We start from the raw sequence: 24,106 nt of genomic DNA on the forward strand, positions 1-24,106 counted from the left end.
GGCCAACGGGACCGCTTCGAGGCGTTGATGGAAATTCCTGCTCCTCAGCAGATCTATGTGATTTATTTCACGCCGCGCTCAGGCAGCAGCAGGGTTACCGAGATTGCATCGGCGACCGGTACGCTCGGCAGTCCGCAAGAGTGCTTTCACCCGCGCCAAGTGCCCCGTCTGGCAGCGAGAAACGGTGCGCGGTCTCTTGATGAATACGTGCAAGCTGCGATGCGGGAGCGAGCGCCCGGCGGCGTATTCGGATGCGAAGTCAACGCTGTGATGATAGAGCAGACGTTCGGTGGCGCGGCCCAGTTCATGAAGTACTTCCGCGATGCGCCATGCTTCTGGCTGATACGCAAGGACATTGTCGCACAGGCGGTATCTTTGGCCAAAATGGTAAAAACGAAGGTAAGCCACGCACCACTGTCGACCGAAGAAGAGCGGGCCGCCGCGGATAGCGTGTTTGAGTATGATCCCGAGAACATACGTCATTGGCTCTACCATCTGCGGGAGATGGAGGTGACGTGTGAGAAGATATTCGCGCGCTTCGGGGTGTCACCCACGCGGCTATCTTATGAGCGGCTTTCGGGCATGGCTGATCTCCATATCGCTCAGCTTATCGCCCGAAACATCGGCGTTGCTGAACCCCATGCGTTGCCACTGGTCCCTAAGCACACAAAGATCGGCACGGCGCGCAATATCGAGTTCGCCGATCGGTTTGAAGCGGAACATCCGCGCCTCATGGCGCGTCTTGCACGCGAGCGCGCCACCATTCTGGAAAGTTGCTGACACCTGCGTGCAGCTTCCCTGCGCCAGAGGGGGGGGCCTGCGGGTGTTGTGCCCCTCGTCCGTGACCGCTGAAAATGCAGAGATAGGGCGGAACGCTTCGCCAAATTGAGAAGGGCAGGCCATGCAAACCAACTTCACAATCGCGACCCAAGGGCCGGGCTTCTATGAGTTTACCGACGAGGTGGCTCGCTGGACCCGGGGAGATGGGGTGGTTACGCTCTTTGTTCGGCACACGTCCGCGTCGCTGCTGATACAGGAGAATGCCGATCCGGATGTGCAGGCGGACTTGATGGCCTATCTCAACCGGATTGCGCCGCCCGCGGATGACCCGTCCATGTCCTATCTGCGCCACACGTTGGAGGGGCCCGATGACATGCCCGCGCATATCAAGGCGGCACTGCTGCCGGTGTCGCTGCAAATCCCGGTGAGGGATGGGCGGCTGCTGCTCGGGCGTTGGCAGGGGATCTATTTGGTGGAGCATCGGCGCCGGCCCCACCACCGCGACGTGGCGGCGCATTTCATGGCAGGATAACGCGCGGAAGGGCTGTAAGCCGGATTCTGTCCCGGGGGTCGAAACCCCCATGGATGACCATTCCTCTGGCCCCTTCGTTACCGAAGAGGCTCAAGCTGCCAACCCGGATCGCCGGGCCAAGGCCGGCCCTGCGGAGGTTTCGGCGAACCGACCATCCCGCGTGCGATCCCTATTCGGCATTGCTCCCGGTGGGGCTTGCCGTGCCGGTCCGGTTACCCGTCCCGCGGTGGGCTCTTACCCCACCGTTTCAGCCTTGCCGTGCATGCACGGTGGTCTCATTCTCTGTGGCGCTTTCCCTGGGGTTGCCCCCGCCGGGCGTTACCCGGCACCGTTGCCTTGTGGAGTCCGGACTTTCCTCGACGCATACGCGCCGCAGCCATCCGCCCTTCCGCGCTCGCCGGACGTAGCGATACGAGGCGCGTCGGTCAATGAAATTCAAGCGCGGTGGGCACCATCGGAGAGGGAGCGGACGAATGCCAAGACTTCCGATGCCGGTTTACCCTCAGCGATTTCCGCTACGATCGCGGAACCGACAACGCATCCGTCGGAGACCGAGGCGATCTTCTCCGCAGCTTCGGGCGTGCGAATGCCAAAGCCCACGATGACCGGCAAATCCGTCTTGGCCTTGATCCGTGCGACCTCGGGGCCAACATCGGTCGCCTCGGCGGCCGCCGCCCCGGTGATACCGGTGATCGATACGTAGTAGACGAAGCCGGAGGTGTTCTGCAGCACCTTTGGCAGGCGCTTGTCATCAGTGGTGGGGGTGGCGAGCCGGATGAAGTTCAGACCCGCGTTCTGGGCCGGGATGCACAGCTCCTCATCCTCTTCAGGGGGAAGGTCCACGATGATCAGCCCGTCGATCCCTGCATCCGTGGCATCCCGCAGAAAAGTCTCTACACCACGGGAATAGATCGGGTTGTAATAGCCCATCAGGACGATCGGGGTCGTAGTATTGGTCTGGCGGAAGGTTCGCACCATATCCAACGTGCGTTGGAGCGTTTGCCCCGCCTCCAGCGCTCTTTGCCCGGCGCGTTGTATGACGGTCCCGTCTGCCATGGGGTCAGTAAAGGGCAGGCCGAGCTCGATGATGTCGACGCCTGCTTCGGGAAGACCTGCGAGGATTTCCGACGATCTTTCGAAATCCGGATCACCGGCCATGATATAGGCGACGAAGGCTTTACGTCCCTGCTGCTTCAATGCGGCGAATGTCGTGTCGATCCGGCTCATGGTGCCCCCTGCAACGGTTTAAGCTGACATGCAGAAAGTTGCGCCGGAAATCAATGCGATTTGCCGCAGAGGCACCGGGATCAGGGGAGCATCGCCTCTAGTTTGGCGCGCGTTTTGCTGTTCGTGATGCCGGACCGGAGCACTTCTCTACGCTCTACATCGAAGATCACAAGGTCCGAGCCGTCAAGGCGCACATCGCCCAATGCGTCCAAGCTGCGGTGCAGATATCGCTGAGAGCCTTGTTCATCGTGTGAGATGATCCGGATTTCATTCTTCGGCATATCGAGTTGGATCTCGGGCCGGGGTGTTGTTCGAGTGCCCCTATAGATCGTCCAGGCGGCATAGATCATCAGAACGCAGATCGTCAGGCCCAAGGGGGCAAGACCGGCATCAGGCGTCAGGAGCACGAGGATGAGCAAACCCACGCCCGTAAGCGCGCAGAGCACCGAGACGGCCATAGGGCCACCCGAGGGTGTGGGCGCCAAGGTCTGTTTGGAGCGTGGACGCACTGTCTCTTCGAAAAATGCCGCTTGCAACTGCATGGGCTTCACCTCGTACTTGCCGGGACAGGTCAGCCCCTGAGACAACGATTATATCCAAAAAGGGACGAGAATGAGGCAACCCCGAGGAAATCGGGTGACTGCCGCCGGGAGGGGGGCTTGCGAAAAACGCGTGACACTGTATGAGAGGCGCTCCTTCCGCGGCATTTTCGAACCGCGCGGTCTCTCGTGGGTGGGGGCGGAAGGTGATCCCGCCCTATGAAACGCGCTTGCAATGATAGGAGTGCACATGCCGCTTTACGAGCATGTCTTCATCTCGCGCCAGGACCTTTCCAGCGCACAGGCCGAGGGCCTCGTCGAACATTTCTCCACCATTCTCTCCGACAACGGCGGCAAGCTGGTCGAGAGCGAATATTGGGGCGTGAAGACCATGGCCTACAAGATCAACAAGAACCGCAAGGGGCACTATGCCTTTCTGAAAACCGACGCACCCGCGACGGCTGTTCAGGAAATGGAACGCCTCATGCGTTTGCACGACGATGTGATGCGGGTTCTGACCATCAAGGTCGACGAACACGCCGAGGGCCCCTCCATCCAGATGCAGAAGCGTGACGAACGCGACAGCCGTCGCGAACGTCGTTGATCAGGTACAGGAAAGGACGCTAAGATATGGCTGCAAAACCATTTTTCCGTCGTCGTAAGGTTTGCCCCTTCTCCGGCGACAATGCCCCGAAAATCGACTACAAGGACACGCGTCTGCTGCAACGCTACATCTCTGAGCGTGGCAAGATCGTGCCCTCCCGTATCACCGCCGTATCGGCAAAGAAGCAGCGTGAACTGGCCCGTGCAATCAAGCGCGCCCGTTTCCTCGCCCTTCTGCCCTATGCTGTGAAGTAAGGAGAAAGACATGCAAGTCATCCTTCTGGAACGCGTGGCCAAGCTTGGCCAGATGGGCGAAGTGGTCGAGGTGAAATCCGGCTATGCGCGCAACTTCCTGCTGCCTCAGGGCAAGGCGCTTACCGCCTCGCAGGCAAACATCGCGCAATTCGAGACCCAGAAAGCTCAGCTTGAGGCCAACAACCTCGAGACCAAGAAAGAAGCCGAGAAGTTTGCCACCACGCTCGATGGGAAACAGTTCGTCGTGATTCGTCAGGCGTCTGACTCCGGCTATCTCTATGGCTCCGTCACCACGCGCGACGCCGCGGATGCCGCGACGGAGAACGGCTATACGCTTGATCGCAAGCAGATCGTTCTGACCCGCCCGATCAAGGAACTCGGTCTGCATGACGTTCACGTGACGCTGCACCCCGAAGTCGAAGTGACGATCCAGCTGAACGTCGCCCGCTCCAACGAAGAGGCTGAGCTTCAGGCTTCCGGCAAGTCCATTCAGGAACTCGCCGCAGAAGAAGAAGCCGCAGCTGATTACGAGATCGCGGAACTCTTCGACGATATCGGTGCTGCTGCATCGGACGACGACGATCTTGCCGAAGTGGTCGAGACGCCCGAGGACAAGGCCGCCGAGGAAAACGACCGCGGCTAAGCGCTTGAGCGAAGACAGTATTCGGGGCCGTGCGGGAATTCTCGCGCGGCCCTTTTCATGACCAGATACCGCCAGCTTGCGCCCCGCTCACCGGGGGACTAGAAGCGGCGCGACATCAGTACGAAGGAGAGCCGGCATGGGCTTCAAGATGGGCATCGTCGGGCTTCCCAACGTGGGAAAGTCGACTCTTTTCAACGCGTTGACCCGTACCGCAGCGGCGCAGGCCGCGAACTTTCCCTTTTGCACGATCGAGCCGAACGTCGGCGAGGTGGCGGTGCCGGACAAACGCCTCGATACGCTGGCGGAAATTGCGAAATCGCGGTCGATCATCCCGACCCGCATGACCTTTGTCGATATCGCGGGCCTCGTGAAGGGGGCCTCCAAGGGGGAGGGGCTGGGCAACCAGTTTCTCGCCAATATCAGGGAGGTAGATGCCATCGCGCATGTCTTGCGCTGCTTCGAGGATGGCGATGTGACCCATGTTGAGGGCCGGGTAGATCCGGTTGCCGACGCGGAGACCATCGAGACCGAATTGATGCTTGCCGATATCGATTCCATTGAGAAGCGGATGCAGAACCTGACCCGTAAGGTTCGGGGCGGCGACAAGGACGCGGTGCAGCAGGAGCGGTTGCTCAAGGCGGCGCTCGCCGCGCTTGAAGAAGGCAAGCCGGCGCGGGTGGTCGAGATCGACGAAGATGACGCCAAGGCATGGAAAATGCTGCAACTTTTGACCACGAAACCGGTGCTCTACGTGTGCAACGTGGCCGAGGATGAAGCCGCGGAGGGCAATGCTCAGTCTGCGCGCGTGGCGGAGATGGCGGCATCGCAGGGCAACTCCCACGTGGTGATTTCCGCCAAGATCGAAGAAGAGATCAGCCAGCTTGATGCCGAGGAAGCAGAGATGTTCCTCTCGGAAATGGGGCTGGAGGAACCGGGGCTCGACCGGCTCATCAAGGCGGGATACAACCTTCTGAATTTGCAGACTTATTTCACCGTGGGGCCAAAAGAAGCGCGGGCCTGGACCGTGCGGACGGGCGCGCTTGCGCCGCAGGCCGCGGGGGTCATTCACGGCGATTTCGAGAAGGGATTCATCCGCGCGGAAACCATCGCCTATGACGATTATATCGCGCTCGGCGGCGAGCAGGGGGCGAAGGAAGCCGGCAAGATGCGGTCCGAGGGCAAGGGCTATACGGTGCAGGACGGCGACGTGCTCCACTTCCTCTTCAACACCTGAGCGGTTCGGCTAACCCCCTGAAAAGTGGGTATGACTTTTGTATGACAAGTGTATGACTTCGCGGCATACGCTTGTCATACCGCTCGTTTACCGATCTGCGGCAGGCTGTACGGGTGATCCTCAGGAAGGAGTGCCCGATGGCCGACATGATGCAGGACCCCCGCTCGGGGACGAAAACCCAACGTGAAAATTTCCGCCATATGGCGAGCGCCGTGGAGCGGATCTATTGGGATCTCTACTCGGCCGACGGGCGGGCCGAACTCATCCCCGAGGAATGGCATGAGATCAGCGAAGGCGAACGATTCTCGGCCAAGGAGCGGGTGACGCTGCGGGTCGAGAAGGACGTGCTGAAATTCTTCCGCAGCATCGGGCCGGGCTATCAGACGCGCATGAACGACGTGCTCAAGGCCTTCATGCATGCCCGTCTCTCCGGGCTGCTGCGCACGCCGGATCAACTTGACCCGCTGAAATTCGAGATGTCGGAAGGAATGAGCGAACTCGCCGCCGCCCGAGAAGAGCGCGTGGCGCGAAAGCTGGCGGAGATGCGGGGGGAGGAGGAATAGAAAATTTTGGTGTGTAATTTTCCCCTACGTAAATATGCAAGAATCGTGATATATTATCTTTCTTGATAAGGTTTTGGGAGGATGGAAGATGAGCAATTGGATTCGAGCTTTGGCGGTTCTGGGGCCTCTCACGCTGGCGTCTCCTGGGTTTGGGGCCACGCTCCATGGCCATTGGAGCTTTACCGCACCGAAGAATGCCACTGATCTGCACTTCGACTTCAATACCCCGGACGACCTCACTGTCGGGGGGGAGTCGGACCAATTCGATTTCCATGTGTTTCTTCCGACCGACAGCGACGGGAATACGATCAACGAAATGATGTTTGCGCGATCAACCGGTTCGTTTTCCGGCGGCGAGACAATCGTCGTCACGTTGCGCGCCACGGCGAACGATATCTTCAACCCAGCCATTGTCGATGCTTGGTGGACCTTTGGTTTCAAGCAGCCCGATACGGGGGAGGATCCCAAACCCGGCAAGCGCATGAAGTCGCCCACGATTGACGTTCGCGATCTAGGGCTGTTTCTGACCCGTCCCACGGACCCGATCGTGGTAGCGAACCATGCCGTGGTGCCATTGCCCGGTGCGGGGGGCGCCCTCGCGGCTGGGCTTGCGCTGTTGGGCTTGGTGGCTCGGCGGCGAAACGCGTAAAGCTAAAAAAGATAGGCCGGAGCGCTGGCTCCCGCCGCCATACCCTTTCGAAACATATGGCCGGATGCCCACCCAAGCCGCGCTGAAAACGCTCCGTTGGAGCGTTTTCTGGCGTCATTTTACCCCTGCAAACTCATCACCTCGATTTCGCCTTCCTCGCGGGCCTTCATGGCGAGGGCGGTGGCGTGGGCGGCGGCGGCGGTGGTGTAGTAGGGGATCTTGTCGAAGAGGGCGACGCGGCGGATTTCGCGGCTGTCCTCGACGGCTTGGGCGCCTTCGGTGGTGTTCATGACGAGGTGGATGCCGCCATCCTTCATCATGTCGACCACATCGGGGCGGCCCTCATAGACCTTGTTGACCACCTCACAGGCAAGGCCACGGGCCTTGAGGAACTTCGCCGTGCCGCGGGTGGCGACGATCTCGAAGCCGAGGCCGACGAGGATTTCGGCGGTCTCCGCAATCTCGTCCGTCTTGTCGGCGTCGCGCAGGGAGAAGAAGACGCGGCCCTCGGTGGGCAGGATCACCCCGGCGCCAAGCTGAGACTTGAGGAAGGCGCGGGCAAAGGAGCGGTCGGCACCCATGACCTCGCCGGTGGAGCGCATCTCCGGCCCGAGGATCGTATCGACACCGGGGAAGCGCGCGAAGGGCAGGACGGCCTCCTTGACGGCGAAGGTGTCGATCATCGGATCAACGAGGTCAAAGGCATCCAGCGTCTCGCCGGCCATGACGCGGGCGGCGATGGTGGCGATGGGCGAATTCACGGCCTTGGCCACGAAGGGCACGGTGCGCGAGGCCCGCGGGTTCACCTCGATGAGGAAGATCTCATCCTCGCCCGCCTCGTTCGGTTTGACCGCGAATTGCACGTTCATCAGCCCGACCACGCCAAGCGCCAGCGCGAGCGCCTCGGTCTGGACCTTGATCTCGTCGATGATTTCGGGGCCGAGAGAGTAGGGCGGCAGCGAACAGGCGGAATCGCCGGAATGCACACCCGCTTCCTCGATATGCTGCATGATTCCGGCAACATGCACGGTCTTTCCGTCACATAGCGCATCCACATCCAGTTCGACTGCGCCCGCGAGGTAGCTGTCGAGCAGGACGGGGCTTTTGCCGGAGACGACCACGGCCTCGTTAATGTAGCGCTCCAGCTGGGCCTGATCGCGGACAATCTCCATCGCGCGGCCCCCCAGAACATAGGAGGGGCGGATCACCAGCGGGAAGCCGATGTCTTCGGCAATCTTGAAGGCCTGTGCCTCGGTGGAGGCGATGCCGTTGTGCGGCTGCTTGAGGCCGAGCTTGTTGACCAGCGCCTGAAACCGCTCGCGGTCCTCGGCGAGGTCGATGGCGTCGGGCGTGGTGCCGAGGATCGGGATGCCTTCGGCCTCAAGGTCATTGGCGAGCTTGAGCGGGGTCTGGCCGCCGAACTGTACGATGACGCCGTGCAGGGTGCCGTTCTGCTGTTCGACGCGGAGGATCTCCATCACGTGCTCAAAGGTCAGCGGCTCAAAATAGAGGCGGTCGGAGGTGTCGTAATCGGTGCTGACCGTCTCGGGGTTGCAGTTGATCATGATCGTCTCATAGCCCGCGTCGGTCAGCGCGAAACAGGCGTGACAGCAGCAGTAGTCGAACTCGATCCCCTGACCGATGCGGTTCGGCCCGCCGCCAAGGATGACGACCTTCTTGCGATCCGAGGGGCGCGCTTCGCATTCCACCTCGCCCATCATCGGGGCCTCATAGGTGGAGTACATGTAAGGGGTTTGCGCTTCGAATTCGGCGGCGCAGGTGTCTATCCGCTTGAAGACGGCGCGAACCCCGGCGTTGAGCCGCCGCTTGCGCACCTCAATCTCCGTCATGCCGGAGAGCTTGGCGAGGCGCATGTCGGAGAAGCCCATCATCTTGAGCGCGCGCAGCCCTTCGGTATCGGCGGGCAGGCCGTTTTCGATGAGCTGGGTTTCGGTGGCAATGATCTCGCGGATACGGGCGAGGAACCACGGATCGAACTTGGTGATCTCAAAGATTTCCTCGTCCGAGAAGCCGAAGCGCATGGAATGGGCGATGACGCGGATCCGGTCGGGCGTTTGCTGCGCCAGCGCGCGGGTCAGGGCCTTGTCGATGGCCTGCTGCGCGTCGGGGTCGGTGCCCTTCAGGATAAAGGAGAGGCCCTGTTCGGCGTCGAATTTGGCGATCTTGGTATCGGCGGGCATGCCCTCGACCTTGATCTCGTCAAAGCCGGTGAGGCCGGTTTCCATGGAGGCAAGCGCCTTTTGCAGCGACTCGTGGATCGTGCGGCCGATGGCCATGGCCTCACCCACGGATTTCATCGCCGTGGTGAGGAAGGGCTCTGCGCCGGGGAATTTTTCAAAGGCGAACCGGGGGATCTTGGTCACGACATAGTCGATTGTCGGCTCGAAGCTGGCCGGGGTCACCTTGGTGATGTCGTTGTCCAACTCATCGAGGGTATAGCCCACGGCGAGCTTGGCGGCGATCTTGGCGATGGGGAAGCCGGTGGCCTTGGAGGCCAGAGCGGAGGAGCGCGACACCCGCGGGTTCATCTCAATGACGACCATGCGGCCATCCTCGGGGTTGATCGCCCACTGCACGTTGGAGCCGCCGGTTTCCACCCCGATCTCGCGCAGGACGGCGATGGAGCCGTTGCGCATGACCTGGTATTCCTTGTCCGTCAGCGTCAGGGCAGGGGCGACGGTGATGGAATCGCCGGTATGCACGCCCATCGGATCGACGTTTTCGATGGAGCAGACGATGATGGCGTTGTCCGCGCGGTCGCGAACCACTTCCATCTCGTATTCCTTCCAGCCCAGAAGCGATTCATCCACGAGGATCTGGCCCACGGGGGAGGCATCCATGCCAGAGCGGCAGAAATGCTCATAGTCCTCGCGGTTGTAGGCGACGCCGCCGCCGGTGCCGCCAAGTGTATAGGCGGGGCGGATGATCGCGGGCAGGCCGATATCCTCCAGCGCCTCAAGCGCTTCGGCGACGCCGGCCTTGAGGTCGAACTTGCCATTGGGCAGCTTGGGGGCGGATACGATGGTGGCGCGCGGGTTCTCGATGCCCAGCCGGTCCATCGCCTCGCGGAACAGCTTGCGGTCCTCTGCCATTTCGATGGCGTCGCGGCTCGCGCCGATCATCTCCACGCCGTATTTCTCCAGCACGCCCATTTCCTCGAGCTTAAGCGAGGTGTTGAGCCCGGTCTGGCCGCCCATGGTGGGCAGGAGCGCGTCGGGGCGTTCCTTTTCGATGATCTTGGCGACGATCTCGGGGGTGATCGGCTCTATATAGGTGGCATCGGCGAGGCCGGGATCGGTCATGATCGTGGCGGGGTTGGAGTTCACCAGAATGACCCGGTACCCTTCTTCGCGCAGCGCCTTGCAGGCCTGTGCGCCGGAATAGTCGAACTCACAGGCTTGGCCGATCACGATGGGCCCTGCTCCGATGATCATGATGGACTTGATATCGGTACGTTTGGGCATTGGGGCACCTTCCGAGTCTTGGGCGTCATGTGAAAATGGCGCGGGGAGGAGTCGCCCCGGCCTGCAAATTGTTGCGGGTTATAGACATGCGCGTGAGCGGCGCAAGGCCCAGCCCAAGTGTCGGGGGACGGATTTTCGTGGCAGCGGCCCCGCGCGCACGTGGCGGGCCGGGGCGGAGCGCTTCGAATAGCGGGCAAGGGGGGCGGGGGCGAGGGATCCGGCGCCGCGTGATTGGCGGCGGTTTTGCCCCCCGTACTTGACTTCCCGCGCCCTTCCATGTGTATCGGCGCTTCGTGAGCCCGAACCTGTCAGGAGCCTTCCATGCACGCCTTTCGCAGCCATACCTGCGCCGATCTGACCAAAGCGAATGTGGGAGATACGGTCCGTCTGTCCGGCTGGGTCCATCGGATCCGCGACCACGGCGGCGTGCTCTTTGTCGATTTGCGCGATCACTATGGCATCACCCAGGTGCTTTGCGACAGCGACAGCCCGGTTTTCGCCGAGGTCGATAAGCTTCGCTCCGAATGGTGCGTGCGCATCGACGGGGAAGTGAAGGCGCGCGATGCCTCGCTGGTGAACCCCAAGCTGCCGACCGGGGAGATCGAGGTCTATATCCGTGACATGACCGTTCTTGGGGCGGCGGAAGAGCTTCCGCTTATCGTCTTTGGCGATCAGGAGTATCCCGAGGAAACGCGCCTGCGCTATCGCTATCTCGACCTGCGCCGCGAGGTGATGCAGCGCAACATGACAATGCGCTCCGACGTGGTGTCCAGCATTCGCCGCCGCATGTGGGACAAGGGTTTCCGCGAGTATCAGACGCCGATCATCACGGCCTCTTCCCCCGAAGGCGCGCGCGATTTCCTCGTGCCCAGCCGTCTGCATCCGGGCAAGTTCTATGCGCTGCCGCAGGCCCCGCAGCAGTTCAAGCAGTTGATCATGGTGTCGGGCTTCGACAAGTATTTCCAGATCGCGCCGTGTTTCCGCGATGAGGACCCGCGCGCCGACCGCTCCCCCACGGATTTCTATCAGCTCGACATGGAAATGAGCTTTGTCGAGCAGCAGGATGTGTTCGACACGATTCAGCCCGTGATCGCGGGGATCTTCGAAGAGTTCGGCGGCGGCCGCAAAGTCGATCAGGAGTGGCCGCAGATTTCGTATCGCGATGCGGCGCTCTGGTACGGCACGGACAAGCCCGACCTGCGCAATCCGATCAAGATGCAGGTGGTGAGCGAGCATTTCCGCGGCTCGGGCTTTGCGATCTTTGCCAAGCTGCTGGAGCAGGACGGCACCGAAGTTCGCGCCATTCCCGCGCCGGGGGGCGGCAGCCGCAAGTTCTGTGACCGGATGAATGCCTTTGCCCAGAAAGAGGGCCTGCCGGGGATGGGCTATATCTTCTGGCGCGAAAAGACCGCCGATGCCGTGGCGCAGGAACTGGGGATTTCCGTCAAGGAAGCGCAGGCCAAGCTGAAATCCGGCGAGGTCGAAGGCGGCATGGAAGCTGCTGGCCCGCTGGCCAAGAACATCGGCCCCGAGCGGACCGAGGCCATTCGCCAGCAACTTGGCCTTGGTGTCGGCGATGCGGCCTTCTTTCTTGGTGGCAAGCCCAAGGCGTTCGAGGGCGTGGCGGGCAAGGCGCGCACCGTTATCGGCGATGAGCTTGGCCTGACCGACAAGGACCGGTTCGCCTTTGCGTGGATCGTCGATTTCCCGATCTATGAGAAGGACGAGGAAAGCGGCAAGATCGACTTTGAGCATAACCCCTTCTCGATGCCGCAGGGCGGGATGGATGCGCTGAACGGCGATCCGCTCGACGTGCTGGGGTATCAATACGACCTTGCGTGCAACGGATACGAGCTTGTCTCGGGGGCCATTCGGAACCACCGGCCGGAGATCATGTTCAAGGCGTTCGAAATCGCGGGCTATGGCAAGGACGAGGTCGAAAAGCGGTTTGGCGGCATGGTCAACGCGTTCAAATTCGGCGCGCCCCCGCATGGCGGCTGTGCTGCGGGGATTGACCGGATCGTGATGCTGCTTGCCGATGAGGCGAACATCCGCGAGGTCATCATGTTCCCGATGAACCAGCGCGCCGAAGATCTGATGATGAAGGCCCCATCAGAGCCGACATCGGATCAGTTGATGGAGCTTGGCCTGCGCGTCATTCCGCAGGAAGACTGAGCTATGACCATATGACCAGCAGGAGCGCAGCCCATGGCGGGCCGCGCTCTTTTTTTGTCACTGGCCCGGGCGGCGCAGGCTGAATTTTTCGCGGATCACGGAATAATCCTGATACCCCATGCGGGTCAGTGGGTTGTACCGCAGTACGTCGAAAATCCCGTCCACGATGCAATCGTCGCGCATATGTACGCCGACGACCTCTCCGAAAATCGCGTAATTCGCCGGGCCTTCGAGCCGGACAATCTGGGTCAAGCGGCATTCCAGCGAGGCCGGGGCATTCGCCACGCGGGAGCAGGGGATCGCCTCACACGGGGCCTTGTCGATACCTGCGAGATCGAACTCATCGACGTCCTTCTCCCACGGACCTGAGGTCGCATTCATCGCATCCTTCATCGCAAATTCCACGATATTGGCACAGAACACGCCCGTTTCGCGGATATTTGCGGCGCTGTCCTTGGTTCCGTCCCGATCCGGTTTGGCCGAGGTGGAGCAGAACATGACCTGCGGCGGGGTATAGGCGACCGCGTTGAAAAAGGAATAAGGCGCAAGGTTTTCCGAACCATCCGCCCCCCGCGTGGAGATCCAGCCGATGGGGCGGGGCGTCACGATGGCGTTGAACGGGTTGTGGGGCAGGCCGTGGCCGTCTTGGGGGCGATAAAACATGTGGCTCTCCGCGTTGGTTTGCGCGCTACCTAGCGCCATGCTAGGGGCGGGGCCACCCCGGGGGAGAGGAGCGCTTGAGGCTTGTACACGATCCGAAGTGAGACGCCCGAGGACTGGTGGGAGGTCGAGGCGCTGTATGACTTGTGTTTCGCGCCCGGCCGCGAGGCGCTGTCCTCCTACCGATTGCGGGACGGGGTCGACCGGGTGGTGGGCTTGTCGATGCTGGCGCGCGATTCGGGGGGCATCCTTGCGGGGGCGATCCGATATTGGCCGGTGCGCGTCGGCGGTGCGCCGACCTTGTTGCTGGGCCCCGTGGCGGTCCACCCCACCCGGCAGGGCGAGGGGATCGGCGGGGGACTCATCGCGGAAAGCCTTGGCAAGGCGCGCGAATTCGGCTGGTCGCGGGTCATGCTGGTGGGCGATGCGCCCTATTACGCGCGATTCGGATTCACCCGGCTCAATGGCGTGGAAATGCCGCCCCCAACCAACCCCGACCGCGTGTTGGGGATGGAGTTGGAAGATGGGGCATGGCGCGGGGTCACGGGCGAGGTCACGCGCGCGCTATGACTTGAAACCGGCGGGCGGAAGACTGATCTTCTAGGCAGGTACTTCAGGAGATTTCCATGGCTCATCCCCTTCCCATGTCGCTTGAGGCCGAGATCGAGGCGCTGGCCCGGCGATACCGGCGCGCCAATTCCCCCGGAATGCAGGTGCTCAACCTCGTTGGCGGGCGGGCCGAAAGTTTGCTTGACCGGTTGCCCACCGCGGTCCGGACCCGGCTTGACGAGTCGGCGAAGGGCGCGCTGACGGTCGCGCTGGATGCGGCGACGCGTTCGCGCGGCGTGATCGGGGATCAGCCCGATTGGCTCAATACCGCCGTAACCTCGGCGATGGGCGCGGCGGGGGGCTTTGGCGGCCTGCCAACGGCCTTGGCGGAGCTTCCGGTCACCACGACCATCCTGCTGCGCGCAATTCAGGGCGTCGCGGCGGAACAAGGGTTTGATCCGGCGGAGGAAAATGTTCGTTTCGATTGCATCGAAGTATTTTCAGCCGCAGGTCCGCTTACCAGCGACGATGGGGCGGACATGGCCTTCCTGACGGCGCGGATGGCGCTCTCAGGGCCCACGATGCAAAAACTTGTCGCGTCAATCGCGCCGCGTCTTGGCGCGGTGTTGGGGCAGAAGCTCGCCGCACAGGCGATTCCCGTGATCGGGGCAGTCGCAGGGGCGGCGACGAACTATGCCTATACGAGCTATTATCAGGAGGTCGCGCGCGTGCAGTTCGGCCTGCGCCGACTTTCCATTGAACATGATCGCTCTCATGCGGAGCTGGTGTCCGACCTGCGGGAAGCGGTGCGCGATGTTCCGATCCGCAAGGCGGGCTAGGCCTAGTTCAGCGCCGATTCGTACCAATCAACGATAAGCGCGCGTTCTTCGTCTGGCATCGAAGTTAAATTAGCCGGTGGCATGGCGTGACTTAGCCCTGCCTGAAGGTAGACGGCGCGCGCGCTTGCCGCGATGGTGCCCGGCGAGTCAAGGCGCAGCCCCTTCGGCGGCCAGAGAAGATTGCCAAAGACAGGCTCCGCCGTATGGCACATGGAGCAGCGGCCCAGCACGATATCGTGCACCTGCTCGAATCCTTCGGCCTCGGCAAACCGCAAGGCGGCCCCGCTGGCCTCTTCGGGATCGCTCGTGCGGAACATGGGCGCGGTGGACAGCCACATGATCAACAGGAAGAGGATCGCCGTCGCGGCCCAAGTCCAGTGCGCATACCCCTTGCGGGCATGCATGGTGTTGAAGAAATGCCGGATGGTCACTCCCATGAGGAAAACAAGGCTGGCGATGGCCCAGTTGTGCTCCGTCGCGAAGGCGAGCGGATAGTGGTTCGACAGCATCAGAAAGACGACGGGCAACGTGAGATAATTGTTGTGGGTGGAGCGTTGCTTGGCAATCTTGCCGTATTTGGCATCCGGAATCCGGCCCTCCTGCAGGTCCGCCACGACGATGCGTTGGTTCGGCATGATAATGAAAAAGACGTTTGCCGACATGATTGTGGCGGTAAATGCCCCGAGATGCAGCATCGCCGCACGCCCCGAAAACACCGAAGTATAAAAGACGGACATCAGCACCAGCACGCCGAACAACGCGACCATCAAAAGCGTCTGGTTCGCGTTGACGAAGACCCGGCATAGCGTGTTGTAGGCGAGCCAGCCGAAGGCGAGCGACGCAAGGGACAGCCCGATGGCCTGCCACGTGGCAAGATCCATGACGGCGGGGTCGATGAGGTAGAATTCCGCCCCGAGGTAGTAGACGAGGAACAGCAGGGCAAAGCCCGAAAGCCAGGTCGCATAGCTTTCCCATTTGAACCACACCAGGTCGCCGGGCATCCTGTCGGGGGCCACGAGATACTTCTGGATATGGTAAAAGCCCCCGCCGTGGACCTGCCATTCCTCGCCATCCGCGCCGGAGGACAGATTTCGATCGCGATGCAGACCGAGATCCAGTGCGATGAAGTAGAAGGACGAGCCGATCCACGCGATTGCGGTGATGACGTGAAGCCAGCGCACTGCGAATTCCAGCCAGGCGCCCATGGCGGCGAGATCATACATACTGAGGACTCCTTTTGCAGGCAGGCTATACCGGGGTGGCCCAATATGTGTATTCAGACAATGCCGCAACAGCTTCAAGAAATGCCGAATAATCCCCGATGGCCTATATCAACAACATCCGCATGTTTGTCCGTGTCTATGAATTGGGCAGCATGAGCGCTGCCGCGCGGGATCAGCGCACTTCGCCTGCGGTGGCATCCTCGCGGATCGCGGAGCTTGAGCGGCATCTTGGGGTGCGGCTTTTCAACCGAACAACGCGGGCCTTGCAGCCGACCGAGCAGGGGCGGGTGTTTTACGAAGGGGCAAATCGCATCCTCACCGCCATAGAGGAAGCAGAGGCCGACGTCATGCAGATGGCGCAAGCGTTGAAGGGCACGCTCTTTGTGGCCGCCCCACTCGGGGTCGGGCGGCGGTTTATCGCGCCGGCGGTGCCCGCCTTCAAGGCGCGCTATCCCGAGATCGACGTTCGTTTGCGCCTGTCGGACCGGGGGATTGATATTCCGGCGGAGGGACTTGATCTGGCGTTTCACCTGGGGCCGCTCGTCGACAGCGACCTGAAGATGCGCATGATCGCCGAATGCCGCCGGGTGCTATGCGCGGCACCAGATTATATTGCGCGCCGGGGTCAGCCCACCTCGGGCGCGGATCTGAAGGATCATGACTGTCTCAACCTCAGGTTTCCGGGCGCGATCGAATTTCAATGGACGTTGGAAACTGAGCTGGGCCCGCGACGGTTCGAGGTGACGGGCCCATTTGAATCCGACGACGGCGACGTGCTGACAAGTTGGGCGCTCGAAGGCTGCGGCATCGTCATGAAACCGGTCTTCGAAGTGGCGGAGCATCTCGGCTCCGGGGCGCTTGTGCCCGTGGCCATACAGACGCCGCCGGTGTCAACGCAACTGGCCTGCCTGTCCCCAAGCCGGCGATTGCGCGATCCCAAGGTGCAGGCTTTTGCCGAGTTCATGGTCGCGCGATGCAAGGCCGAATTGGACGCGGCGGAGGCTCAGCTTCCGCGATAGGTGCTCATCCCATAGGCCGAGAGCAGCAGGGGCACATGATAATGGGCATCTGCGTCGGAAATGCCGAACCGGATCGGCACAATGTCGAGAAAGCGCGGCGATTCTGGGGCCTCTCCCACGGCATCGAGATAGGCGCCGGCCTCGAAGACAAGTTCATAGACACCTGTCGCGAAGCGATCTTTTGGCAGGATCGGGCTATCGGTGCGGCCGTCAGCGTTGGTCACCATGCGGGCGAGTTCCGTGCGTGCCCCTCCCTCAATCCGATACAGCGTGACACCAAGGTTCGCGGCCGGACAGCCCCGAGCCGTGTCGAGTACGTGGGTTGTCAGATATCCGTCGCTCATACCGTGCCCTCCGTAGCAGCGGACTGCCCGCGCTATGAGCAGACCATGGCCGCACCGTCACCTGGAGACTACCCCGAAAGTGCTTTCGGGTTTTCTTGAAAATGAGCCACCGTCATTTGTCGTAGGGTACGCGGACATAGCGAGAAGAGGGCAAAATGCAGCGCTACGAACGCAACATGCTGGGATACGGGCAAACGCCCCCGGATCCGCAATGGCCGGGCGACGCCAAGATCGCCGTGCAATTCGTACTCAATTACGAAGAAGGCGGGGAGAACAACATTCTCCATGGCGACGCTGCATCAGAGGGATTCCTGTCGGATATTCCCGGCGCTGCACCATGGCCGGGCCAACGGCACTGGAACATGGAATCGATCTATGAATACGGCGCACGGGCTGGATTCTGGCGGCTGCACCGGCTTTTCACGGGCGCCCAGATTCCGGTGACAATTTATGGCGTGGCAACGGCACTGGCCCGCTCGCCCGCACAGGTCGAGGCGATGAAAGACGCAGGGTGGGAAATCGCGTCGCATGGGCTTCGCTGGGTCGAACACAAGGATATGCCCGAGGAGGAGGAGCGCGCGGCGATTGCCGAAGCGGTTCGGCTTCATACCGAAGTTATCGGGGAGCGGCCCCGCGGATGGTATACCGGGCGATGCTCGGTCAACACCGTGCGGCTTGTCGCGGAAGAAGGTGGATTCGATTATATTTCAGACACCTATGATGATGACCTGCCATACTGGTTGAAGGTTGGATCACGGGATCAGCTGATCATTCCCTATACGTTGGAAGCCAACGATATGCGTTTCGCCACGGCGCCGGGATGGAACACGGGCGAGGATTTCTTTGTCTATCTGCGGGATGCGTTCGACACGCTCCATGCCGAAGGGATGGCGGGGCGGCCTGCGATGATGTCCGTCGGGTTGCATTGCCGGCTGGTCGGACGGCCGGGGAAAATCGCCGGGTTGAAGCGCTTCTTGGAATATATCGCGGGGTTTGAAGGGGTCTGGTGCCCGCGCCGCGCGGAGATTGCAGAGCACTGGAGGAACGTACATCCGCCCATATCCGCCGCGCGTCCCAGCGAGATGGATCAGGCAGAGTTTGTTTCCCGGTTTGGCGGGGTGTTCGAGCATTCCGCTTGGATCGCAGAGCGGGCTTGGGCGCTTGAACTGGGGCCCGCCCATGATTGCCCGGCGGGGGTCCATAACGCGCTTGCCCGCGTCTTTCGGACAGCTTCGGAGAAAGAACGTTTGGGCGTGCTCAAAGCGCACCCCGATCTCGCGGGGAAACTCGCCGCCGCGCACCGGCTGACCGCGGAAAGCACGACGGAGCAAGCGAGTGCGGGATTAGACGCCCTGACCGATGCGGAACGTCAGAGATTCGAAGAGTTGAACGATGCCTATACGGCGCGCCACGGGTTCCCCTTCATCATCGCGGTTCGCGATCATGACAAAGCCAGCATCTTGGCGGCCTTCGAGCGACGCTTGGGCAATGATCGAAATGTGGAATTCGCGGAGGCCTGCCAGCAGGTCGAGCGTATCGCGCGTATCCGTTTGGAGGATTTGGTATGAGCTATGCCTTTCCCCCGGGTGGGTTGCCCGACCAGTCCGTTTCGCCCGATGGCAAAGCGATCTTTACGACCGCCTATGCCTTCATCCCCGCCAATACCATGCGCGATATCGTGACCTCGAACTTGCCGGGCTGGGAGGGGACGCGGGCCTGGATCATTGCGCGCCCGCTTTCGGGTTTTGCTGAAACCTTCGCGCAATATGCGGTGGAGGTTTTGCCGGGCGGGGGAAGCCGCACACCCGAGCCTGACCCAGAGGCAGAGGCGGCGATTCTGGTGGCAAACGGCCAGATGACCCTGTCGATAGGCGATGAGGTTCACACGCTGAAGCCGGGTGGGTTTGCCTACATTCCCTCCGGAACCCCGTGGACCATCGCAAATTCAGATCGCGACCCTCTGCAGTTTCATTGGATACGCAAGCGGTATCAGGAGGCGCCGGGTGTGGATCGACCCTCTGCCATCGTCACGTCGGATGCGCAGGTTGCGCCAACCCCGATGCCGGACACGGACAACTGGGCGACGACACGCTTTGTCGATCCGTCGGATCTTCGGCACGACATGCATGCCAATATCGTCACCTTTCAGCCGGGCGGTCTCATTCCGTTCGCAGAAACACACGTGATGGAGCACGGGCTCTATGTGTTGCAGGGAACGGCGCGGTACCTGCTCAACACCGATTGGGTCGAGGTCGGGCCGGGAGATTTCATGTGGCTTCGCGCCTTCTGCCCGCAGGCCTGCGTCGCCACTGGATCAGAGCCGTTTCGCTATCTGCTTTACAAGGACGTCAATCGCCACCCGGCATTGACGCTCGCATCGTGAGGGGCATCGCGACAGAGACGATCACCGCGCAGGCCTTTGCGCCTTTCGGTGATCTGATCGAGGTGGAGGGCCCGCCGGACAAGATCATCAATCAGGGGCTTTGCGGCCGCTTTCATGATCGGGCAAAGCTGGACTTCGGGCCGCAGGGACAGGCCGGGATCAGCCTCTTCAAGGCGGAGCCGCGCAGCCTGCCGCATACGCTCGACATGCTCGAACGGCACCCCGAGGGCAGTCAGGCGTTCATTCCGATGTCGCTCGATCCATTCCTCGTGGTTGTCGCGCCCGACGCGGGTGGTGCGCCCGGCGTACCGCGCGCCTTTCTCACGCGGGAGGGGCAGGCGGTGAATCTGCATCGGGGCACTTGGCACGGGGTGCTGACGCCGCTGCACGCGCCTGGCCTGTTCGCAGTGGTGGATCGGATCGGCGCCACGCCCAACCTTGAGGAGCACTGGCTCTCCTCCCCCTACCTCATTCAAGAAAATACTCCCGCATAAGAACGGGACCCACGCCAACCAGACAGGGAACGACACGATGAACGACAGCTCACTCGGGACCGTGGAACAACTCCGCGATCCAAACTACACTCCGCCGCTGACCCAAGCTGTTCCGCTTGGGATTCAGCATGTCCTGGCCATGTTCGTTTCAAACGTGACGCCCGCGATCATCGTTTGCGGCGCTGCCGGGTTCGGGTTCGGCTCCAATTCGCCGGACTTCCCGCAGATGATCTACATGATCCAGATGTCGATGTTCTTCGCCGGTCTCGCGACGCTGTTCCAGACAATCGGCGTGGGACCGGTCGGCGCGAAGCTTCCCATCGTGCAGGGGACCTCTTTCGCATTCATCCCGATCATGATCCCGCTGGTTGCGGGCAAGGGGGTCGATGCGATCGGCGCGCTGATGGGCGGCATCCTCGTGGGCGGTCTTTTCCATGCCTTCCTGGGGCTCTTCATCGGGCGGCTGCGGTTTGCCCTGCCGCCGCTTGTCACCGGTCTCGTCGTGACGATGATCGGGCTCGCGCTGGTCAAGGTGGGCATTCAGTATGCCGCCGGGGGCGTTCCGGCCATCGGCACGGAAGAATACGGCAGCCTGCAGAACTGGACCGTGGCGGGAATCGTCATTCTCGTGACGCTTGGCCTCAAGTTCTTTGCCCGCGGTATGCTGTCTGTTTCGGCCGTGCTCCTCGGTCTTGTGGCGGGGTATGTCGTCGCGTTTCTGATGGGAATGGTGAGTTTCGCCAGCGTCGGACAGGCGGCGAGCTTTGCCCTGCCTGATCCATTCCACTTCGGTCTGGATTTCACGTTTGCGGCTATCCTCGGGTTCTGCCTGATGTCGTTTGTCTCGGCGGTTGAGACTGTCGGCGATGTATCGGGCATCACCAAGGGCGGAGCAGGGCGCGAAGCCACGAATGCGGAAATTCAGGGCGCGACCTATGCCGATGGCCTTGGCACGGCGATTTCGGGACTGTTTGGCGCGCTGCCGAACACGTCGTTCAGCCAGAATGTCGGACTTATCGCCATGACTGGGGTCATGTCGCGGCATGTGGTGACAATCGGGGCGTTGTTCCTGATCCTGTGTGGCCTCGTGCCAAAGGTTGGCGCGATCATTTCGACCGTCCCGATCGAAGTGCTGGGCGGGGGCGTGATCGTAATGTTCGGCATGGTCGTCGCAGCGGGCATTTCGATGCTCTCGGACGTGACGTGGAACCGGCGCAACATGGTGATCTTTGCCATCGCGCTGTCACTGGGCCTTGGGCTTCAGCTTGAACCCGGCGCGTTGCAGCATCTTCCGTCGACGCTTCGGGTATTGGCAACGTCGGGCATCCTGCCGGCCGCGCTTATCGCCATCGTCCTCAACCTTGCTCTGCCCGAGGAACTGGCCGCCGAGGCCACCGAAGAGGTGACCGGTGGGCTTTCTGGCCGCCAAACGGGCAGCTTCACCAAGGACTGAGGCTTCCCATGCTCAAGGATCCCGCGCCTCGGCGCGGGACCTACTCCTGCGTGAGTGCAGGTCCCCGACCCGACGGCAAAGCGCACCCCTTTCCCGTGGTGTCTGTTGATCCGGGCACGCTTTGATCCCTCATATGACCGCAGCAATCGCTTCGCCTATCGGCGTTACATCCGTGCAGCACCGCGTCCGCTGATGCATCTTGGCCGTTGACTTCCCCGCGGGGGCCACTAATCGGGGGGCACTTCGGTTCGCCCTCGGGCGATGAAAAGGGAATGCGGTCAGGGAACGTCCCGATGCCGCGGCTGCCCCCGCAACTGTAGGCGGAGAGCGACGCCAATAACGCCACTACCCCCAAAAGGGGCGGGAAGGCAGGCCGAGCAAAGACCCGCGAGCCAGGAGACCTGCCGAAGCCGATCACCCTGAGTACATGCGGGGCGCATGTGCGAAACGGCAAGTCCGTTGTGGTGGCGCTTCACAAGGCGGCCGCGTCGGAAATCTCCCGTATCGGTCGCCTAGTCAAAAGGCTCCGCGCCGCAAAGAACGGCGCACCGCGAAGGGACAGAACTATGACCAAATCAGCATATCTCCGACGGGGAATCTCCGCCGCAGCCCTCCTTGTCGGAACCACTGCAAGCGCGCAGGAGGTCTATGACCTCGGCACGATCCTCGTGCGTGGCGGGCTCAGCCCGGTCGAGGCCGGCACATACGGGCGCAGTGCAAGCGTCGTGACTTCGGACGAGATCGAAGCGCGCGGCTATCAGACCGTTTATGATGCGCTCCGCGCCGTTCCGGGGCTTTCCGTTTCCACAGGCGGTCTTTCGGAACTTCGTATTCGCGGCGGGGAAGCCAACCAGTCGGTCGTCCTAATCGATGGCGTCGAAGTCGCAAAGGATAGCTTCGGAGGCTATGATCTGTCGCTGCTGGACCTTGCGGATGTGGAGCGGATCGAAGTGCTGCGCGGGCCGCAATCGGCAATTCATGGGGCGGATGCGGCGACCGGGGTGATTTCGATCACCACCCGCGCAGGCGGGGATGCGTCCCGGACCACGGCTATGGTGGAGGTCGGCAGCAACGAAAGCCGTCAGGTCGCGCTGAATACGTCAAGAGTGACTGATCGGGGCCGTGTCGCGCTTTCCTTCGCGAACCGCACAACCGCTGGCTATGACATCTCCGACGACAAAAAAGGTAACAACGACGCGCAATCAAGACGGTCGCTGCAATTCAGCGCTGAAGGAGAGCTTATACCCGGTGTGCGTGTGGGTTTGGTGGCGCGCGATGTCGCCTCCAGCAGCGAGTTCGACAGGACGACCTATCCCTTTGGTGCCGGCAGCGCCAAGGAGGATTACGTAATTGACGGCGACGAATTGCGCGAGGACGAAGAGACTTCGACGAGCCTTTATGCTATCACCGAGGGTGCGGATGGGCGTTTTCGCGGAGAGCTTCGGTTCAACAATGCCTACCTTGAGCAAGCGTTTCCGTACTATTCGTCCTTCTCCAAGATGGGCCGGGCACAGGCGCAAGCCAAGGTTGCCGTCGGTCTTGATGGGGCGCTTGATGGGGCGGATCACATCTTGACCGTTCTGGCAGAGCGCGAACGCGAGGATTACTCCACCAGCGGGGGCATCTCGCGTGCTCGCCAGACCGACAGCGTAGCCGCGGAGTATCAGGGCCACATTCTGGACGCTGTAGCGCTGCAACTGGGGCTGCGTCAGGATTGGAATGAGGATTTCGGTGACGCGACGAGTTGGAACGCCGGTCTGTCATACGAACTGCCGAACCGGTCGACACGTCTGCATCTATCTGCGGGCAAGGGAACGGTGAACCCGACATGGTACGAGCTTTATGGTTTCTCAGGAAGCTTTCGGGGCAATTCTGATCTCGAACCGGAAGTGGTCCAAAGCTGGGATATCGGGTTCGAGCAGAGGATCGGCGACACTGCAGTGTTGGATCTGACCTACTTTGAGCAAACCGTGACGGACCGGATCGTCACCGTCACTTCGGGGGGGGGCGGCACGACAAGCAACGTCAAAGGCGATAGCGAGTCGCGCGGCGCAGAGGTTACCTTGGCGCTTCGGCCGGTCGATATGGTGAAAGTAGATCTTGCTTACACGTGGCTGGATGCGCGCGACCCCGACGATAATCGGCAGATACGCCGCCCCGAGCATACGCTCTCGCTGAACGCTGCGGTGGATCTGTTCGATGGGCGCGGGCAGGCAGTTTTGGGGGTGCGTCATGTTTCCGGCCTGTTGGGCACGGATCAGTCGCAGAGCGCCACCACCAAGCTTGATGATTTCACCGTCGTGGACCTCGGCGCCTCTTACGAAGTGCGAGATGGTTTGGTCCTGACCGGGCGTGTCGAGAATCTCTTTGACACTGAGTACGAAGAACAGTGGGGCTACACCGCCGAGCGGCGCAGCGCCTATGTGGGCCTTCGTGCGTCCTTCTAGGATCATCGCA

General features: G+C 61.7%; 23 protein-coding genes, 1 other RNA gene and 1 riboswitch. Of the genes, 17 read left to right on the plus strand and 7 right to left on the minus strand.

Annotated elements, in window-relative coordinates; genetic code table 11:
- The first annotated feature begins 27 nt into the window (after positions 1-27).
- Complete coding sequence (locus BM234_RS01195) at positions 28-780, plus strand: Stf0 family sulfotransferase (protein WP_217645936.1); 753 nt, start codon at positions 28-30, stop codon at positions 778-780.
- 121 nt (positions 781-901) lie between these two features.
- Positions 902-1,312, plus strand: coding sequence for a secondary thiamine-phosphate synthase enzyme YjbQ (locus BM234_RS01200; RefSeq protein WP_092059842.1), 411 nt, complete (start codon positions 902-904; stop codon positions 1,310-1,312).
- Here the strand turns inward: BM234_RS01200 and rnpB are convergent.
- The 3 genes from rnpB to BM234_RS01215 form a co-directional block, all read right to left on the minus strand.
- Positions 1,312-1,704: RNase P RNA component class A (gene rnpB, locus BM234_RS01205), an RNA gene on the minus strand. The two genes, BM234_RS01200 and rnpB, sit on opposite strands and share 1 nt — an antisense overlap.
- Before the next feature lie 43 nt (positions 1,705-1,747).
- Positions 1,748-2,539 (minus strand): tryptophan synthase subunit alpha, encoded by a 792-nt coding sequence (gene trpA / locus BM234_RS01210; protein ID WP_092059844.1) that lies wholly within the window; start codon positions 2,537-2,539, stop codon positions 1,748-1,750.
- A gap of 80 nt (positions 2,540-2,619) precedes the next feature.
- Positions 2,620-3,126 carry a hypothetical protein gene (locus BM234_RS01215; protein WP_139226755.1) on the minus strand — a complete coding sequence of 169 codons (507 nt, stop codon included), beginning with the start codon at positions 3,124-3,126 and terminating at the stop codon, positions 2,620-2,622.
- Between the two features lie 202 nt (positions 3,127-3,328).
- Between BM234_RS01215 and rpsF the strand changes: the two genes are divergently transcribed.
- From rpsF to BM234_RS01245, 6 genes are all read left to right on the plus strand, one after another.
- Complete coding sequence (gene rpsF / locus BM234_RS01220; protein WP_092059847.1) at positions 3,329-3,682, plus strand: 30S ribosomal protein S6; 354 nt, start codon at positions 3,329-3,331, stop codon at positions 3,680-3,682.
- Between the two features lie 26 nt (positions 3,683-3,708).
- On the plus strand, positions 3,709-3,936 hold the full coding sequence (gene rpsR / locus BM234_RS01225; RefSeq protein ID WP_005982441.1) for a 30S ribosomal protein S18: 228 nt from the start codon (positions 3,709-3,711) through the stop codon (positions 3,934-3,936).
- 10 nt (positions 3,937-3,946) lie between these two features.
- Positions 3,947-4,579, plus strand: coding sequence for a 50S ribosomal protein L9 (gene rplI / locus BM234_RS01230; RefSeq protein WP_092059849.1), 633 nt, complete (start codon positions 3,947-3,949; stop codon positions 4,577-4,579).
- Between the two features lie 136 nt (positions 4,580-4,715).
- A complete protein-coding gene (gene ychF / locus BM234_RS01235; RefSeq protein ID WP_092059851.1) occupies positions 4,716-5,813 on the plus strand; it encodes a redox-regulated ATPase YchF in 1,098 nt (365 codons plus the stop codon).
- Positions 5,814-5,950: 137 nt separating this feature from the next.
- Positions 5,951-6,376 carry a BrnA antitoxin family protein gene (locus BM234_RS01240; RefSeq protein ID WP_092059853.1) on the plus strand — a complete coding sequence of 142 codons (426 nt, stop codon included), beginning with the start codon at positions 5,951-5,953 and terminating at the stop codon, positions 6,374-6,376.
- Between the two features lie 88 nt (positions 6,377-6,464).
- A complete protein-coding gene (locus BM234_RS01245) occupies positions 6,465-7,025 on the plus strand; it encodes a hypothetical protein (RefSeq protein WP_092059855.1) in 561 nt (186 codons plus the stop codon).
- A gap of 119 nt (positions 7,026-7,144) precedes the next feature.
- On the opposite strand, the gene carB is transcribed toward BM234_RS01245, so the two are convergent.
- A complete protein-coding gene (gene carB, locus BM234_RS01250; protein WP_092059857.1) occupies positions 7,145-10,510 on the minus strand; it encodes a carbamoyl-phosphate synthase large subunit in 3,366 nt (1,121 codons plus the stop codon).
- Positions 10,511-10,831: 321 nt separating this feature from the next.
- Between carB and aspS the strand changes: the two genes are divergently transcribed.
- Positions 10,832-12,685: an aspartate--tRNA ligase gene (aspS, locus tag BM234_RS01255; protein ID WP_092059859.1), complete on the plus strand. Its 1,854-nt coding sequence runs from the start codon at positions 10,832-10,834 to the stop codon at positions 12,683-12,685.
- A gap of 57 nt (positions 12,686-12,742) precedes the next feature.
- Here the strand turns inward: aspS and BM234_RS01260 are convergent, their stop codons facing one another.
- A complete protein-coding gene (locus tag BM234_RS01260; RefSeq protein ID WP_092059861.1) occupies positions 12,743-13,348 on the minus strand; it encodes a flavin reductase family protein in 606 nt (201 codons plus the stop codon).
- Positions 13,349-13,429: 81 nt separating this feature from the next.
- Between BM234_RS01260 and BM234_RS01265 the strand changes: the two genes are divergently transcribed.
- Entirely contained in the window at positions 13,430-13,915 is a 486-nt protein-coding gene (locus BM234_RS01265) for a GNAT family N-acetyltransferase (RefSeq protein WP_092059863.1), read from the plus strand.
- Positions 13,916-13,971: 56 nt separating this feature from the next.
- Complete coding sequence (locus BM234_RS01270) at positions 13,972-14,733, plus strand: EcsC family protein (protein ID WP_092059865.1); 762 nt, start codon at positions 13,972-13,974, stop codon at positions 14,731-14,733.
- Positions 14,734-14,735: 2 nt separating this feature from the next.
- Here BM234_RS01270 and BM234_RS01275 read toward each other — a convergent pair whose 3' ends face one another.
- Positions 14,736-15,956 carry a urate hydroxylase PuuD gene (locus BM234_RS01275; RefSeq protein ID WP_092059867.1) on the minus strand — a complete coding sequence of 407 codons (1,221 nt, stop codon included), beginning with the start codon at positions 15,954-15,956 and terminating at the stop codon, positions 14,736-14,738.
- Positions 15,957-16,054: 98 nt separating this feature from the next.
- On the opposite strand from BM234_RS01275, the gene BM234_RS01280 reads away from it, so the two are divergent.
- Positions 16,055-16,975: a LysR family transcriptional regulator gene (locus tag BM234_RS01280; RefSeq protein WP_092059869.1), complete on the plus strand. Its 921-nt coding sequence runs from the start codon at positions 16,055-16,057 to the stop codon at positions 16,973-16,975.
- Here BM234_RS01280 and uraH read toward each other — a convergent pair.
- The gene (uraH, locus tag BM234_RS01285) at positions 16,960-17,319 is read right to left on the minus strand and encodes a hydroxyisourate hydrolase (protein ID WP_092059871.1); all 360 of its coding nucleotides are present in this window, start codon (positions 17,317-17,319) and stop codon (positions 16,960-16,962) included. The genes BM234_RS01280 and uraH overlap by 16 nt on opposite strands.
- A 155-nt stretch (positions 17,320-17,474) precedes the next feature.
- Here uraH and puuE point away from each other — a divergent pair, with 155 nt between their 5' ends.
- The 5 genes from puuE (at position 17,475) to BM234_RS01310 (ending at position 24,096) form a co-directional block, all read left to right on the plus strand.
- Positions 17,475-18,887 carry an allantoinase PuuE gene (gene puuE / locus BM234_RS01290; protein WP_092059873.1) on the plus strand — a complete coding sequence of 471 codons (1,413 nt, stop codon included), beginning with the start codon at positions 17,475-17,477 and terminating at the stop codon, positions 18,885-18,887.
- Entirely contained in the window at positions 18,884-19,702 is an 819-nt protein-coding gene (locus tag BM234_RS01295) for a bifunctional allantoicase/(S)-ureidoglycine aminohydrolase (RefSeq protein WP_092059875.1), read from the plus strand. Before puuE ends, BM234_RS01295 begins: the two co-directional genes overlap by 4 nt.
- Positions 19,699-20,196, plus strand: coding sequence for an ureidoglycolate lyase (locus BM234_RS01300; RefSeq protein ID WP_425439208.1), 498 nt, complete (start codon positions 19,699-19,701; stop codon positions 20,194-20,196). Before BM234_RS01295 ends, BM234_RS01300 begins: the two co-directional genes overlap by 4 nt.
- Positions 20,197-20,233: 37 nt before the next feature.
- Positions 20,234-21,649: a uracil-xanthine permease family protein gene (locus BM234_RS01305; protein ID WP_092059877.1), complete on the plus strand. Its 1,416-nt coding sequence runs from the start codon at positions 20,234-20,236 to the stop codon at positions 21,647-21,649.
- A 227-nt stretch (positions 21,650-21,876) separates the two neighbouring features.
- Positions 21,877-22,072: riboswitch (cobalamin riboswitch) on the plus strand.
- 143 nt (positions 22,073-22,215) lie between these two features.
- Positions 22,216-24,096 (plus strand): TonB-dependent receptor plug domain-containing protein, encoded by a 1,881-nt coding sequence (locus BM234_RS01310; protein WP_092059879.1) that lies wholly within the window; start codon positions 22,216-22,218, stop codon positions 24,094-24,096.
- The last annotated feature ends 10 nt before the right edge of the window (positions 24,097-24,106 follow it).

Source organism: Poseidonocella pacifica, assembly GCF_900111875.1.
GTDB classification, from domain to species: domain Bacteria; phylum Pseudomonadota; class Alphaproteobacteria; order Rhodobacterales; family Rhodobacteraceae; genus Poseidonocella; species Poseidonocella pacifica.